17 protein-coding genes are annotated in these 13,884 nt (G+C 60.6%); 11 read left to right on the top strand and 6 right to left on the bottom strand.

The window, feature by feature from the left end; all coding sequences use genetic code 11:
• Nucleotides 1–3 precede the first annotated feature (3 nt).
• The gene (locus tag HTT03_RS08480; RefSeq protein WP_174859415.1) at nucleotides 4–1,152 is read left to right on the top strand and encodes an alkane 1-monooxygenase; all 1,149 of its coding nucleotides are present in this window, start codon (nucleotides 4–6) and stop codon (nucleotides 1,150–1,152) included.
• A 66-nt stretch (nucleotides 1,153–1,218) separates the two neighbouring features.
• On the top strand, nucleotides 1,219–1,644 hold the full coding sequence (locus HTT03_RS08475) for a response regulator (protein WP_174859414.1): 426 nt from the start codon (nucleotides 1,219–1,221) through the stop codon (nucleotides 1,642–1,644).
• A gap of 114 nt (nucleotides 1,645–1,758) precedes the next feature.
• Here HTT03_RS08475 and HTT03_RS08470 read toward each other — a convergent pair whose 3' ends face one another.
• The 3 genes from HTT03_RS08470 to HTT03_RS08460 all read right to left on the bottom strand — a co-directional run bounded on the left by HTT03_RS08470 (nucleotide 1,759) and on the right by HTT03_RS08460 (nucleotide 4,274).
• Nucleotides 1,759–2,859 carry a site-specific DNA-methyltransferase gene (locus tag HTT03_RS08470; protein ID WP_174859413.1) on the bottom strand — a complete coding sequence of 367 codons (1,101 nt, stop codon included), beginning with the start codon at nucleotides 2,857–2,859 and terminating at the stop codon, nucleotides 1,759–1,761.
• A gap of 88 nt (nucleotides 2,860–2,947) precedes the next feature.
• A complete protein-coding gene (locus tag HTT03_RS08465) occupies nucleotides 2,948–3,577 on the bottom strand; it encodes a ribonuclease HII (RefSeq protein WP_174859412.1) in 630 nt (209 codons plus the stop codon).
• 124 nt (nucleotides 3,578–3,701) lie between these two features.
• Nucleotides 3,702–4,274 carry a hypothetical protein gene (locus tag HTT03_RS08460; protein WP_174859411.1) on the bottom strand — a complete coding sequence of 191 codons (573 nt, stop codon included), beginning with the start codon at nucleotides 4,272–4,274 and terminating at the stop codon, nucleotides 3,702–3,704.
• A 205-nt stretch (nucleotides 4,275–4,479) separates the two neighbouring features.
• Here HTT03_RS08460 and HTT03_RS08455 point away from each other — a divergent pair, with 205 nt between their 5' ends.
• The 3 genes from HTT03_RS08455 (at nucleotide 4,480) to HTT03_RS08445 (ending at nucleotide 6,580) form a co-directional block, all read left to right on the top strand.
• A complete protein-coding gene (locus tag HTT03_RS08455; RefSeq protein ID WP_174859410.1) occupies nucleotides 4,480–4,773 on the top strand; it encodes a hypothetical protein in 294 nt (97 codons plus the stop codon).
• A 1-nt stretch (nucleotide 4,774) separates the two neighbouring features.
• Nucleotides 4,775–5,449: a hypothetical protein gene (locus HTT03_RS08450; protein WP_174859515.1), complete on the top strand. Its 675-nt coding sequence runs from the start codon at nucleotides 4,775–4,777 to the stop codon at nucleotides 5,447–5,449.
• A 108-nt stretch (nucleotides 5,450–5,557) separates the two neighbouring features.
• Entirely contained in the window at nucleotides 5,558–6,580 is a 1,023-nt protein-coding gene (locus tag HTT03_RS08445) for an aspartate-semialdehyde dehydrogenase (protein WP_174859409.1), read from the top strand.
• 70 nt (nucleotides 6,581–6,650) lie between these two features.
• On the opposite strand, the gene HTT03_RS08440 is transcribed toward HTT03_RS08445, so the two are convergent.
• Nucleotides 6,651–7,301 carry a carbonic anhydrase gene (locus tag HTT03_RS08440; protein ID WP_174859408.1) on the bottom strand — a complete coding sequence of 217 codons (651 nt, stop codon included), beginning with the start codon at nucleotides 7,299–7,301 and terminating at the stop codon, nucleotides 6,651–6,653.
• 138 nt (nucleotides 7,302–7,439) lie between these two features.
• On the opposite strand from HTT03_RS08440, the gene HTT03_RS08435 reads away from it, so the two are divergent.
• From HTT03_RS08435 to HTT03_RS08425, 3 genes are all read left to right on the top strand, one after another.
• Nucleotides 7,440–7,832 carry a hypothetical protein gene (locus tag HTT03_RS08435; RefSeq protein WP_246253397.1) on the top strand — a complete coding sequence of 131 codons (393 nt, stop codon included), beginning with the start codon at nucleotides 7,440–7,442 and terminating at the stop codon, nucleotides 7,830–7,832.
• A 64-nt stretch (nucleotides 7,833–7,896) separates the two neighbouring features.
• A complete protein-coding gene (locus HTT03_RS08430; protein WP_174859407.1) occupies nucleotides 7,897–9,279 on the top strand; it encodes a leucyl aminopeptidase family protein in 1,383 nt (460 codons plus the stop codon).
• The gene (locus tag HTT03_RS08425) at nucleotides 9,276–10,043 is read left to right on the top strand and encodes a C40 family peptidase (protein ID WP_174859406.1); all 768 of its coding nucleotides are present in this window, start codon (nucleotides 9,276–9,278) and stop codon (nucleotides 10,041–10,043) included. Before HTT03_RS08430 ends, HTT03_RS08425 begins: the two co-directional genes overlap by 4 nt.
• Here HTT03_RS08425 and HTT03_RS08420 read toward each other — a convergent pair.
• Complete coding sequence (locus HTT03_RS08420; protein WP_174859405.1) at nucleotides 10,040–10,387, bottom strand: DUF2794 domain-containing protein; 348 nt, start codon at nucleotides 10,385–10,387, stop codon at nucleotides 10,040–10,042. The genes HTT03_RS08425 and HTT03_RS08420 overlap by 4 nt on opposite strands.
• Nucleotides 10,388–10,511: 124 nt before the next feature.
• Between HTT03_RS08420 and paaI the strand changes: the two genes are divergently transcribed.
• Together paaI and paaK are read left to right on the top strand one after the other, a co-directional pair.
• A complete protein-coding gene (paaI, locus tag HTT03_RS08415) occupies nucleotides 10,512–10,949 on the top strand; it encodes a hydroxyphenylacetyl-CoA thioesterase PaaI (RefSeq protein ID WP_174859404.1) in 438 nt (145 codons plus the stop codon).
• Nucleotides 10,949–12,259, top strand: a complete 1,311-nt coding sequence (paaK, locus tag HTT03_RS08410) for a phenylacetate--CoA ligase PaaK (RefSeq protein ID WP_174859403.1) — start codon at nucleotides 10,949–10,951, stop codon at nucleotides 12,257–12,259. Before paaI ends, paaK begins: the two co-directional genes overlap by 1 nt.
• A gap of 4 nt (nucleotides 12,260–12,263) precedes the next feature.
• Here paaK and HTT03_RS08405 read toward each other — a convergent pair whose 3' ends face one another.
• A complete protein-coding gene (locus HTT03_RS08405) occupies nucleotides 12,264–12,725 on the bottom strand; it encodes an I78 family peptidase inhibitor (protein ID WP_174859402.1) in 462 nt (153 codons plus the stop codon).
• A 169-nt stretch (nucleotides 12,726–12,894) separates the two neighbouring features.
• On the opposite strand from HTT03_RS08405, the gene mbfA reads away from it, so the two are divergent.
• Entirely contained in the window at nucleotides 12,895–13,869 is a 975-nt protein-coding gene (mbfA, locus tag HTT03_RS08400; RefSeq protein ID WP_174859401.1) for an iron exporter MbfA, read from the top strand.
• The last annotated feature ends 15 nt before the right edge of the window (nucleotides 13,870–13,884 follow it).

The raw sequence follows: 13,884 nt of genomic DNA, 5'->3' as shown, positions 1-13,884 counted from the left end.
TTTATGGCCAACCGCATCATCGCCCCGCAAGACCTTGCCCGACTGAGCCGCGCCCTGCCGTTCTGGATGTCGCTGCTGCTGGTCCCGCTCGCATGGTTCTGCGCTACACAAGGTGGTTGGACCATCGCACTGCTGCCGCTGGTGACATGGTATTTGTTTTCGATGCTCGATGCAGTGCTGGGGCTGAACCTCGACAATGCAGACCTAGAGGCGACGGAGGCTGACCTCTACTGGTATCGCCTCGTCACGTTGATCTGGGCGCCGCTGCAATTTGTGACGGTCTTCGGCTTGATCTACTACGCCACCCGCGCCGAGCATCTGGACACGGCGGAGCGTATCTTTCTGTTCTTCGGTGTCGGCGTCATCACAGGCACCATCGGGATCAACTACAGCCACGAATTGATGCACCAGCGGAACAAGACGGAACGTTTTCTCGCTGATTTTCTGCTCGGCATGGTGATGTATTCCCACTTCCGCTCCGAGCATCTGCTGGTGCATCACCGCCATATCGGCACCCCGCGTGACCCGGTGACCGCGCGTTATAACGAAGGGTTTCACCGTTTCTACCCGCGTGTGCTGCTGGAATCGCTGACTTCGGCCTTCCGTGCCGAAAAAAACATGCTGGCCCGCAAACGGCTGCCTTGGACTGATCCGAACAACCCGTTCTTCAAATACTGGGCGCTGCAAGCGACTTTCCTCCTGCTGGCGCTGCTGCTCGGCGGATGGAGCGGGCTGGGTCTGTTCCTGATCCAGGCCGGGGTCGCGATCTGGCAGTTGGAACTGGTCAACTACATCGAACACTACGGGCTGACGCGCAAACATCTGGGCGGTGGGAAATATGAGCATGTCCAGCCGCGCCACTCATGGAACGCATCGCATAAGGCGTCGAACTGGCTGCTGATCAATCTGCAGCGCCATTCCGACCACCATTATAAACCCGACAGGCGATTCCCGGTGTTGCAAACCTACGGGGCCGAGGACGCGCCGCAGCTGCCCTACGGCTATCCGGTGATGACCATGGCGGCGATGGTGCCCCCGCTTTGGCGGCGCATTATGAACCCCCGCGTGCGTGAATGGCGGAAGATGCACTACCCCGAGATCACCGACTGGAAACCCTATAACAAGGCCAGCAATCCTCTCCCGCGACTTTGACCAGCGCAACGCTCCGTTAAAACTTCCCTGTCATACCCTCCAAGCGCTACCAGTGGAGCGGTATATATGCAGCAACAGACAACATCCCCAAAGCCGGGGCGCGATGGCACCTGCCTGATCGTCGAAGACAGTGAGTTTGACCGCGAAAAACTGCGCCGCGTCCTTGCCCGCGCCTATGGCGGCATGCGGGTGGAGTTTGCGCCCAGCATCGAAGCCGCGCGGCGGGCGTTGGAAAGCGGCGACAAGGCGTTAATCTTGCTCGACAACAACCTGCCTGATGGATTGGGCGCGAATTTCGCGCTGGAACTGGCCTGCGACGACCGCCATGCCGAAACCCCGGTGATCATGGTCAGCGACTGGCCCTCACCCTTCATGTGGGAAAAGGCAGCATCGGCTGGGGTGCTCTACGTGGTGAATAAATCCGATTTTGACGCCCGCTATATCGAAGCCGCGTTGCGTGAGTTCAAAGGGCGCAAACGGCGATTGATGTAGCCCTAGACCCCAAAAAAACCCCGCCATGGGGCGGGGTCAAGGTAGGCACCCGTGTTGAAGCCCCTCACGCAGAGGGGCCACGGGCGCCGGCGGTGTTCGTTTATCCGGGGTGGATCAGTTGGCCATCTCAGCCCTGATCTGCTGACGCAGAATGTCGATCGGGACATTCTTGCCGTCTTTTTTGTAGCACCAATAGGTCCAGCCGTTGCAGCTTGGCGCTTTCTCATAGGCCGCGCCCACTTGGTGGATGGACCCTTTGACATCGCTTCCAATCAAGGTGCCATCGGCACGGACCTTGGCCTTGTGACGGCCATTCATGGAATAGAGGTTCTCGCCCGGGCGCAGCATGCCCCGCTCGACCAACTGGCCGAACGGCACGCGCGGCTCGGCGCGTTTGGAGGTGGTGGTTTGCAGCGCTTCGTTGTCGAATTTGCGCACCATGGCGATGCGTTTTGCAGCAACCTTGCGATAGGCCTCTTCACGCTCGATCCCGATGAAATCACGGCCCAGCATCTTGGCGACAGCGCCCGTGGTGCCGGTGCCGAAGAACGGGTCGAGGATTACATCGCCGGGGTTGGTCGAGCCAACCAAGACACGGTGGAGCAGGCTTTCGGGCTTTTGCGTCGGATGCGCCTTGTCGCCTGCCTCATCCTTCAGCCGCTCATGGCCGGTGCAGATCGGCAACACCCAATCGCTGCGCATCTGGATGCCTTCGTTCAGCGCCTTCAGCGCTTCGTAGTTAAAGGTGTATTTGCTGTTCTCGCTCTTACCCGCCCAGATCATCGTCTCATGCGCATTGGTAAAGCGTTTGCCGCGGAAGTTCGGCATCGGGTTGGACTTGCGCCAAACGACATCATTAAGAATCCAGAACCCTTGATCCTGCAAGGCCGCGCCAACACGGAAGATGTTGTGGTAGCTGCCGATCACCCAGATCGCGCCATTGGGCTTGAGCAAACGCCGCGCCGCTTTCAGCCAAGCGCGGGTGAAATCGTCATAGGCTTTGAAGCTTGCGAACTGGTCCCACTCGTCATCGACGGCGTCGACCTTGGAGTTGTCCGGGCGATGAAGATCGCCGCGCAACTGCAGGTTATAGGGGGGATCCGCGAAGATCAGGTCGACGGACTCCGCCGGGAGGGCGTTCATTGCGTCAATGCAATCGCCCGCAATAATCGTGTTCAAGGGAAGCGCCTCAGCGCCCTTTGTCATCGTGTTCATATCTCTGCCTCATTACCCGACGCTTAAGCGCTCATTGGTTGTGGATAAAATGAGCCATCAGAGATTCGCGGTCAATTTCTTTTTTGAATCAACCAGTTAACAAATTGTCTTGATACAAGATGTTGTGTACCGGTTTGAACAAACGTCTATGGTATGGGGTGACACCAAGATCGTGCAAAGCGGCGATGTGGCTTTTTGATCCATATCCCATATTGGTTTCCCAGCCGTAGCCCGGATGCTGTTGCGCCAAGTCCACCATGAGGGTATCTCGCGCTGTTTTGGCCACGATAGAGGCCGCTGAGATTGACAGGCAGCGGGCATCACCTTTCACCACAGGCTGCGCCGGGAGCGTTAGATCGCGGGGCAACATGTTGCCGTCGATAAGCGCGTAATCCACCGCGCAGTTCAGCCCGGCCAATGCGCGGGTCATGGCGAGATGGCTGGCACGCAAGATGTTGTGTTCTTCGATCTCTTCGACGCTGGCGTGGGCCACACAGACCACCGCCACCTCCATGATCTCATCGCAGAGCTGCTGGCGAGCGCGGGCGGTCAGTTTTTTCGAGTCGTTCAGCCCTTCGGGAATATGCCCCTCGGTAAAGACCACCGCGGCGGCGGTGACCGGTCCGGCGAGCGGGCCACGGCCCACCTCATCGACCCCGGCGATCGTGCCAAAGCCTTGCGCCAGGGCGCTGCGTTCGAATTCATAGTCCGGAATCATGGGATCGGTGAAACCGCAAGGCGCCCAACGATGCAATAGAAAAGAGAAAGGGGAGGCGCCCGAACACCCCCCCTTTCAAAACCCGAGCGTCAGGGACGTGACGCTCGGCCAAGGCACGCCGGATTTACCGACGGGCCAAGCTGTAGCCCGTGTCGCGCAGGCAGCGGGCATCATAGCCGTAGCGTGCACCTTCCGCCGTCTTTACGCGCTTGGCGCAATATTGGGGCAGTTTGTCGACTTGGGCGTAATTCTTCTCAAGGCAGGGCTCACCGAACATCATCACCTTGCCGTCTTCACCGTCGTAGCTGCGGAAGCATTGCTGCGGCAGCAGCTTGCGGTCGACGCGTTCGGGCAGTGGGCGCACTTCGCGTTCGATAAGTGGCGTTACTTCACGACGGGGCTGCTCCCAGCGGGGCTCCCGCAGATCGGCACGCGGGCGCAAGCGGGGGCGTTCAGAAACGGCGGGATAATAGCGGGGCGCTTCATAGACAGGGGCAGCGCGGCGGCGTGTCACCGTTTCGCGCTCACGGTCGCGCTTCTTGTTATTGTCATAGATCATCTTACCCACAATCGCGACGCCCGCGATGGCGGCCAATGTGCGCAGCACTTCTTTATCATCAGCCGCAGCCGGACGTGGGCCAAAGGCAGTGATGGCAACCGACAAGGCGGCGATGGTGGCAATGAACTTGCGGTACATATCTGTGTCCCTTCTCGTTTCAGCGCGTTTCTGCTTGCGCTCTTTGTCCTGTGACGGCCATGTTCGGGGGCCGTGTGTCTGTTGGTGTCACAAAATTGGGGGCTGGGCCAAAGACAGGCAATAACAGGGGTTCGTTATTCGATAACAACCGGTGAAAACCCGCTTGGTTATTGAATATCAACAGGCGAAAGCGCATTAAAAACATATGAAAAACGCATGTTTCACCCTACTGACCGCGCTGACGGTCACTTTGGCCCTGCCCGCTGCGGCAATGGCTGGCTGCTACGCCGATTACAAGGCCAAGCAAGACGATCCTCTGCGCCTCCACTATGGGGTGGCGCAGATTAACGATGCCTGCGATGCAGCCGGTGCCAAGGCCGAACTCACGCCGCGTCTTGCGGCAGAGGGCTGGACATTGTTGAATGTACTGTCCGTATTCGGCGACGATGGTCTGGATCAAAGGAAAGACAGTGCAGGAAAATACTACCTCCGCTTCTGATATGCGCAGGTTCGGCGGGCGTTTTGTAGGCGGTGGCATTGCCGCTGTTGCCTTCGTCTTGCTGGCCGGGGCGGCGCTGCTGCTCTGGGCGCTGCCGGATGCCAATGTGTTCAACGCGCGGGTTGAGCGGATCTTTATCGAGAATGACGATCTGACCACACAGGCCGAGATCAAACTGCTCGAAATCCTTGCCCAATCCGGCACTGCTTTCTCCGAAACACTGGCAAGCTACCGTGTTGTCATCATCGTGCTGCTGGTCTTTGCTGCCGCGATGTTGGCTGCGGCGATGATCTTTCTCATTATGCTCATCGGCTTCAACCGCCGCATGGCGCAGATTGAGCGGGCGGGGATTCAGGTCTCCTCCCTACTCATCAGCCGTGAGGAAAACACCGTTTATCTCAACAACCTCGGTTTTAAACTCACCGGTGCCGCGATGGAGACGATGTCTGTCCTTGCCGAAGCGCGGATGGATGATGATGTGCTGTCAGGCTCTGAGATCGAAGGCATGATCTCGGGCCGCAGCCCAGCCGATTGCGACGAAGCCGCCGGCGCGACCCGGATCAAGCGCCTGCGCGATACGCTGGGCAATCAGCTGGTGTCGGAACTGCTGGTCAAGAATATCGCCCGGCGCGGCTATATGCTGGCGATCGACAAGGACGTGATTAAAGTCCTCTGACCCCGGCAAAACCCTGCCCTGCGCAGCCTGCGCATGGCTGGCTCTAGCCAATGCTGCGCAAGCACGGTAAACGGCAGCCAACTGAATGAGACAGACAGGAGTACTCAAATGGGTTATCGCGTCGCCGTCGTTGGCGCCACAGGCAATGTGGGCCGTGAAATGCTGAACATTCTGGACGAGCGCCAGTTCCCCGTGGACGAGATCGTGGCACTGGCCAGCCGCCGTTCGCTGGGGTCGGAGATCAGCTTTGGGGATAAGACCCTGAAGTCCAAAGACCTCGACACCTTTGACTTCACCGGCTGGGACATCGCGCTCTTTGCCGTGGGGTCGGAAGCGACCAAGAAATACGCACCCGCCGCCGCAAAAGCGGGCTGTGTGGTGATCGATAACTCCTCGCTTTACCGCTATGACCAAGACGTGCCGCTGATCGTGCCAGAGGTGAACCCCGAGGCCGTGCATGGCTACTCCAAGAAGAACATCATCGCCAACCCCAACTGCTCCACCGCGCAGATGGTCGTAGCGCTGAAGCCGCTGCATGACCGGGCTAAGATCAAGCGCGTTGTTGTGTCGACCTATCAGTCGGTTTCCGGCGCGGGCAAGGAAGGTATTGATGAGCTTTGGGACCAGACCAAGAGCATCTACAACCCGACCGATGACAAGCCTGCCTCTAAGTTCACCAAGCAGATCGCTTTCAACGTGATTCCGCATATCGACGTCTTCCTCGAGGACGGCTCGACCAAAGAAGAATGGAAGATGGTCGCCGAGACCAAGAAGATCGTCGACAGTTCCATCAAGGTCACCGCGACCTGCGTGCGGGTGCCGGTTTTCGTGGGCCATGCCGAGGCGATCAACATCGAGTTCGAAGACCACCTTGACGAAGCCGAAGCCCGCGACATCCTGCGCGAAGCACCCGGCCTCATGGTGATCGACAAGCGCGAAGACGGCGGCTACGTCACCCCCGTCGAATGTGTGGGCGATTTCGCCACCTTCATCAGCCGCATCCGTCAGGACAGCACCATCGACAACGGTTTGAACCTGTGGTGCGTCAGCGACAACCTGCGCAAGGGTGCGGCCCTCAACGCCGTGCAGATCGCCGAACTGCTGGGCCGCGAAGTGCTGAAAAAGGGCTGAGGTTTAACCGCAGTTCGTGAATAACAAAGGGGGCCACGTGGCCCCCTCTTTCGTCTTTGGCGAATTAAACTTAAACCGGCTCGAACCGATGCGACTTTGCGTCGTAATATTCCAAGCTGCCTTCGCCGATATCCGTCCACAGACCGTGCAACGTTAGCGTGCCATTCTCGACCTTTTCCTTGATCCATGGGAAGGTCATCAGGTTCTCAAGCGAGGTCATCACCGCGTGTTGCTCTAGCCGAAGCTGCTGCTCTGCCGGGTCATCGATGTCTTCGACCAGATTATATTTCGGCTTCAGCATATCCATCCAACGGCCCACAAAGCTGTCTGGCCCGTCAAGCTCGGGCGCTTTGCCTTGACACATATCAATGCAGCCCGCGACACCACCGCAACTGGAGTGCCCCAACACGATCAAATGCGCAACTTTCAGCGCGTTCACGGCATATTCCACTGCCGCCGATGTCCCGTGCCGATTGCCATCAGGCTCATAGGGCGGGACGAGGTTGGCGATATTACGGTGAATAAAGAACTCCCCCTGATCCGCACCAAAGATCGAGGTCACATGCACGCGGCTGTCGCAGCAAGAAATCACCATCGCACGCGGGCGCTGCCCCTCCGCTGCCAAACGGCGATACCACGTCTGGTTTTCAGCGTAACCGGTGGCCTTCCACCCGTGATAGCGTTTCAACAGATACGACGGCAGAGCCTTGGCGTTGTCCATGTGCAAACGTTCCTTTTGCCTTTAGCGTTTTACTCGCAAATAGCGCAAATGCGCGGCGATTTCGAGGGAAAAGACGCTGGCGTCGCAACCCTTTGCACACCTTCATAGGCCATGTTGCACCAAGGCCGTGGGGGCTGAATGAAGGGTGACGACATGCAATTGGTGCAAATACGACCGACCGAGCAGGTCTCCGTCGATCAAGAGCGGCTTGGGCTGCTGTACACGCAACTGGGCGAAGTGGGGGCCGAGGATGTTGTCTGCCGTGCCATGGAAGAACTGGCGCTGCGCATGGCGCATTGCGACCGGCTTTACCGCACGCGGGATCAAACGGGTCTGCGCAAAAGCGTACATACACTGATCGCCATTGCGGATCAGATCGGGATGGGCTTGGTCGCGCAGGTGGCGAAGGATGTGATCGCCTCGATTGATCAGGCCGATGACATCGCTACGGCCGCCACCCTATCGCGGCTCTTGCGGATTGGCGAACGCTCGCTGACGGCGATTTGGGACATGCAGGACATCACGCTCTGACGCCTTGCGGGTGGCGGTGGAAAGGTTAGGCTGCGCGGCAAATCCAGCTTTGCAAAGGTTTACCATGTCCGCCGAATTCGCCACCGCCTCCGATACCGCCCTGCCGCTGCATGTCCTCAGCGAGTCTGCTTTGGACAGTTGGCTTGAGGCGCAAGACGCCCCGGTGCAGGCTTGGGTCGCGACCAGCGGTTTTACCGGCGGTCTGGGGCAGGCGCTGGTGGTGCCGGGGGCCGAGGGTGCGCCGGTGATGGCATTGGCAGGCTACGGCAACGCGGCGGCGCGGCGGCGCGGGCGCTTTCACCTTGCCGGGGCTGCGGCGCGTTTGCCTAAGGGGGACTACCGTATCGCAAGCGGCTTGCCCGAAAATCAGGCCGCGACCGAAGCGCTCGGCTGGCTGCTCGCGGGCTACCGTTTCGCGCGTTACCGCGACCAGACCCCGCTGGCTGCGCGTCTGATTGCGCCCACAGGGATCGACGCCACCCATATCACCGCTGTTGCGCGGGGCGAGATGCTGACGCGCGACCTCATTAATACGCCCGCCTCTGACATGGGGCCGCCCGATCTGGAAGCCGCCGCGCGTAAGCTGGCCGAGGAACAGGGGGCGAAGATCGACGTGACCACGGGCGATGCCCTGCTGGAAAACAACCTGCCGATGATTCACACCGTGGGCCGCGCCGCTGACCGTGCGCCGCGCCTGATCGACATGCGGTGGGGCGATGCGGGGCCGAAGCTCACACTCGTCGGCAAAGGTGTCTGCTTTGACACCGGCGGGCTGAACCTCAAACCCGGTGCCTCGATGGGCCTGATGAAAAAGGACATGGGCGGGGCTGCCGCCGTCTTGGGGCTGGCGCATATGATCATGGCCACTGGGTTGGCCGTGCAGTTGCGCGTGCTGATCCCAGCGGTGGAAAATGCCGTCTCCGGCAACGCCTTCCGCCCCGGCGACATTCTGACCTCCCGCAAAGGGCTGACGGTTGAGATCAACAACACCGACGCCGAAGGGCGCTTGGTGTTGGCCGATGCGCTGGCGCTGGCGGATGAGGACAACCCCGATCAGATCATCTCTATCGCGACACTCACTGGTGCGGCGCGGGTCGCCGTGGGCCCAGACCTCGCGCCCTATTATAGCGACGACAACGCCTTTGTCTCCGCGCTCGAAACCGCCGCCAGCAGTGCCGCCGATCCTGTCTGGCGGATGCCCTTCCACGACGCCTATGAAGCGCTGATCGAGCCCGGCATCGCAGACCTCGACAACGCGCCCAAGGGCGGGTTCGCCGGGTCCATCACCGCCGCCCTCTTTCTGCGCCGCTTTGTAACCGAGAGCAAATACGCGCATTTCGACATCTATGGCTGGCAACCGTCGGACGCGCCGGCCCGGCCCAAAGGCGGCGTGGGCCAAGGCACCCGAGCGCTGCTTGCCGCCCTGCCAAAGCTGTTGAACCTATGAGCGACCCCGCGATGACAACCCAAGGCCGCACCGCGCAGATCGGTGTCCCGTTAACGGACCTCTGCCGCCAACCTGAGGGGCCGCGCGATCGGCAGGTGCTCTTTGGTGAGCGTGTGGCGGTGTTGGAGGAGGCATCAGGCTGGGCCTTGGTGGTGGCAGAGAAGGACGGCTATCGCGGCCACCTTCGGCAAAACGCGCTCACTTACCCCCGTCCTGCGACCCACCGCGTCTGCGTGCCAGCGACACACGCCTATGCCCGCGCGGACCTTAAATCACCAGACCTGCTGAGCCTGAGCTTCGGCTCACCCGTTACCGTGACCGCACAGACCAAGGACTTTGCCGAGACGCCGCACGGCCATATCCCACTGGTTCACCTCGCGCCGCTTGATGAATTGCAAGACGACCCGGCAAAAATCGCAGCGCTCTTTCTTGGCACACCTTACCTATGGGGCGGCAACAGCCGTTGGGGGATCGATTGCTCCGGCCTTGTCCAAGCCGCGCTGCTTGCCTGCGGCATCCCCTGCCCCGGGGACAGCGGCCAGCAAGAGGGCGTGGTCGGCACGGCGGTTGCCGGGGCCTATCAGCGCAACGACCTGCTGTTCTGGAAGGGCCATGTGGCGCTGGTCGTCGATCCGGAAACCATCATCCACGCCAATGCCCATAGGATGGCCGTGTCCTATGAGCCGATCAAGGACGCCATCCAGCGGATCGAAGCGGCCGGCGACGGGCCGGTAACGGCGCATCGTCGGCCCAACCTGCCCTAATCCACCGAGCGGATCAGCTTGCGCTCCAGCACCCGCAGCACGGCCTTGAGATCATGGCCGCGCCGCAGAATCTGCCCGCCGGTGCCAACCACCGCATACATCCCCTGCCGGTTGCGCAGCTTAGGCCGCTTTTCGATCCGGTAGAGCGGAATTTCCGCCGTGCGCCGAAAAACGGAAAAAACCGCCACATCGCGCAGGTGGGAAATGCCATAGTCCCGCCACTCACCCGCTGCGACCATGCGGCCATAGAGCGATAGGATCAGTGACAATTCCGTGCGGTGAAAGGCGACCTGTTCGGGCTGATGCTCAAAGGCCGAGACGGGCGATGGGGGCTCAATGCTCATAATTGACAGTTGACCTTGCGCGGGGCCAAATCAAGGCCTGACGTGAAGGGGCGGCTCAAATCTCTTGAAAGCGTTACAGAATTATGCGAGCAAACCTAAAACTGAAACACAAAGGCAGGATGGCATGACCCCAGACGCCCGCGCCCGGAAATGCGCCGACGTGATGTTCGCCCAAGACGCGGCCTCTGCCGGGTTGGGCATGACCATCGAAGAGGTCACGCCGGGTGGCGCGGTTCTGTCGATGTCGGTGCGTGCGGATATGCTCAACGGCCACGGCATCTGTCACGGCGGCTTTATCTTTAGCCTTGCCGACAGCGCCTTTGCCTTTGCCTGTAACAGCTACAACCAAACCACTGTCGCCCAGCAGAACCAGATCACCTATCTCAGCCCCGGTCAGCCAGAGGAGCGGTTGACCGCCACCGCATGCGAAGTGTCGCGCAGCGGGCGGTCGGGCATCTATGATGTGACGGTCACGGGCGAAGATGGCCGCACCGTGGCCCTATTTCGCGGGTTGTCCCGCACGCTCAAGGGCCAGCTATTTACCGAGGAGGAGCCGACCTGATGAAAGACTTGACCCCCGCGAAGGACACGCTCGACCCTATTGAGATCGCCAGCCGGGACGAGATCAGCGCCCTGCAACTGGAGCGGCTCAAATGGTCCCTGCGCCACGCCTATGACAATGTGCCCTTCTACAAGAAAAGCTTTGACGATGCGGGGGTGCATCCGGACGATCTGCAAGACCTCGCGGACCTGTCGCGCTTTCCCTTCACGGTAAAGACTGACCTCCGCGACAACTACCCGTTCGGCATGTTCGCCGTGCCGCGCGAGCAAGTCGCGCGTATTCATGCTTCCTCTGGCACGACAGGCCAGCCGACGGTGGTAGGCTATACCAAGAATGACCTTGCCAATTGGGGCCAAGTCGTCGCCCGCTCCCTGCGCGCGGCGGGGATGCGCCCCGGCGACATGCTGCACAACGCCTATGGCTACGGGCTGTTTACCGGCGGTCTGGGCATTCACCTCGGCGCCGATGCGCTTGGTCTGTCTACCGTGCCGATCTCGGGCGGCATGACCCCGCGCCAGGTACGGCTGATCGAGGATTTCCAGCCCAAAGGCATCACCGTCACCCCCTCCTACGCCCTGTCGATCCTTGATGAATACGCAAATCAGGGCATTGACCCACGCCAGTCCTCTCTCGAAGTCGGCATCTTTGGCGCGGAGCCTTGGACCAACGCGATGCGGCTGGAGATTGAACAGGCCTTCGACATGCATGCGGTGGATATTTATGGCCTCAGCGAAGTCATGGGACCGGGCGTGTCGATGGAATGTGTGGAGACCAAGGACGGGCTGCACATCTGGGAGGATCACTTCTATCCCGAGATTATCAACCCGGAAACCGGCCAACCGGTTGAAGATGGCGAGATGGGGGAGTTGGTCTTTACCTCGCTTACCAAAGAAGCCTTCCCAATTATCCGCTACCGCACCCGCGACCTCACGCGGCTTCTGGCCGGGAGCGCCCGCTCTATGCGGCGGATGGAGAAGGTGACGGGCCGCAGCGACGACATGATTATCCTGCGCGGGGTGAATGTCTTCCCCACCCAGATCGAAGAAGCGCTGATGGCCACGCCGGGCCTTGCCCCGCATTTCCAGATTGAGTTGTCGCGCCCGGACCGTATGGATCAGATGCGCGTGCTCTGCGAATGTGCCGATGCCAGCGTTACCACCGATGCCCGTGAGGCGGCTGTCAAAGCGCTGGCCACGCAGATCAAGCAGACGGTGGGCATTTCGGTCAGGGTTGAGGTGATGGACGTCGGCGGCGTTGCCCGGTCAGAGGGCAAAGCCGTGCGTATCCTCGATAAACGTCCCAAGACGTAGGGGATCAGCCGCAGGTCACTTTGGTGATGTTACCCTCGGCATCCAAGACAATATTGGTGCGCTCCGGTCGGTGATCCGTCGTCACCGGGTCGCCCTCAGTATAGACGCGTTTCGGCTCTGACACGATGCTCGCGGCGGAACGCGGGCGGCCAATCAGCCCCCACCAACTGCCCTCATTACAGGTGCCGACCTTCTCACCCGTTGCGACTGGCTTGTCGGCGGACTGGTCAGAGGCGCTGTCCTCAGATTGCGAGGAGTCGGGCTTTGGCTTGGGTGTGTTCGAAGTCGATGGTGCAGGTTTGGGCTTCGGTTTCGGCTCCAACGCCTGCGTCTGGACGGAGGGCGTGGCCGGCACAGCCTGCGCCGCTGGTGCGGTCTGTACTGTGGGCGCCGCAGGCGGCAGGGGCGCGGGGATGACGGGCGCGCAGCCCGCCACAAGAAGGGGTGCCAGAAAAACTACTCTCATATTTCAAACCTCGTCGTTTCACATGACGCCGGTACAAGCCGACCCTTAGCGCCATGAACTAGAGCCCTGTTCTGGTCTGCCAAGCCCCTCTCTTTGCAAGACGTTAACCCTTTTGAATTGCCCCTATCCGACACGCGCCCTAAGCTTGCGGCAGCCAAAGGACCTTAACATGCGTTTTTCTCTTTATCGCAAACGCTTCAAAGACCTAACAGAGCAAGAGGTGCTGGCGCTCGCCATTTCCTCCGAAGAAGACGACGCGCGGATCTACCGCGACTATGCTGAGCGCCTTCGTGCCGATTACCCCGACAGCGCCGCCATTTTCGAAGGCATGGCCGCCGAAGAAGACAATCACCGACGCCGCCTGATCGCCCTGCACCGCGACCGCTTTGGCGACGTGATCCCGCTGCTCCGGCGCGAGCATGTGTCAGGCTACTACGCCCGCCGTCCGGTCTGGCTGGTTGAGAACCTGTCATTGGAACGCATCCGCGAAGAAGCCGCCGCGATGGAGCAGGACGCCGAGAAATTCTACCTCGCCGCTGCCGCCCGCACCACCGATGCAGCCACGCGACAGCTTTTAGGCGATCTGGCCGCAGCCGAGGCCGGACATCAAGACAGTGCACAAGACCTGACGACAAAGCACCTGAGCGACGACACCCGCAGTGCAGAGGACAGCCGCGCCCATCGGCAGTTTCTGCTGACATGGGTGCAACCGGGGTTGGCGGGGCTGATGGACGGCTCTGTCTCAACCCTCGCGCCGATCTTTGCCACGGCCTTTGCCACCCATGACACTTGGACGACTTTCCTCGTGGGCCTCGCCGCCAGTGTGGGCGCTGGTATCTCCATGGGTTTCACCGAAGCGGCTTCCGACGATGGCGAACTGTCGGGCCGTGGCTCTCCTGTCAAACGCGGGCTGGCGTCGGGTGTGATGACCACCGTGGGCGGGCTGGGCCATGCGCTGCCCTACCTCATCACCGATTTCTGGACCGCCACCGTGGTGGCGATCATCGTCGTCTTTGTTGAGCTTTGGGCCATCGCATGGATTCAGAACAGGTTCATGGAGACACCGTTCTTCCGCGCTGCATTCCAAGTCGTGCTGGGCGGTGCGCTGGTCTTTGCCGCAGGGGTGCTGATCGGCTCTGGTTAGGCTTGCCCATTGCAC

The organism is Sulfitobacter maritimus (assembly GCF_013346665.1).
Classification (GTDB): Bacteria; Pseudomonadota; Alphaproteobacteria; order Rhodobacterales; family Rhodobacteraceae; genus Sulfitobacter; species Sulfitobacter maritimus.
Note: the sequence above shows the minus strand (reverse complement) of the source record. Positions and strands in the feature narration are given on the sequence as shown.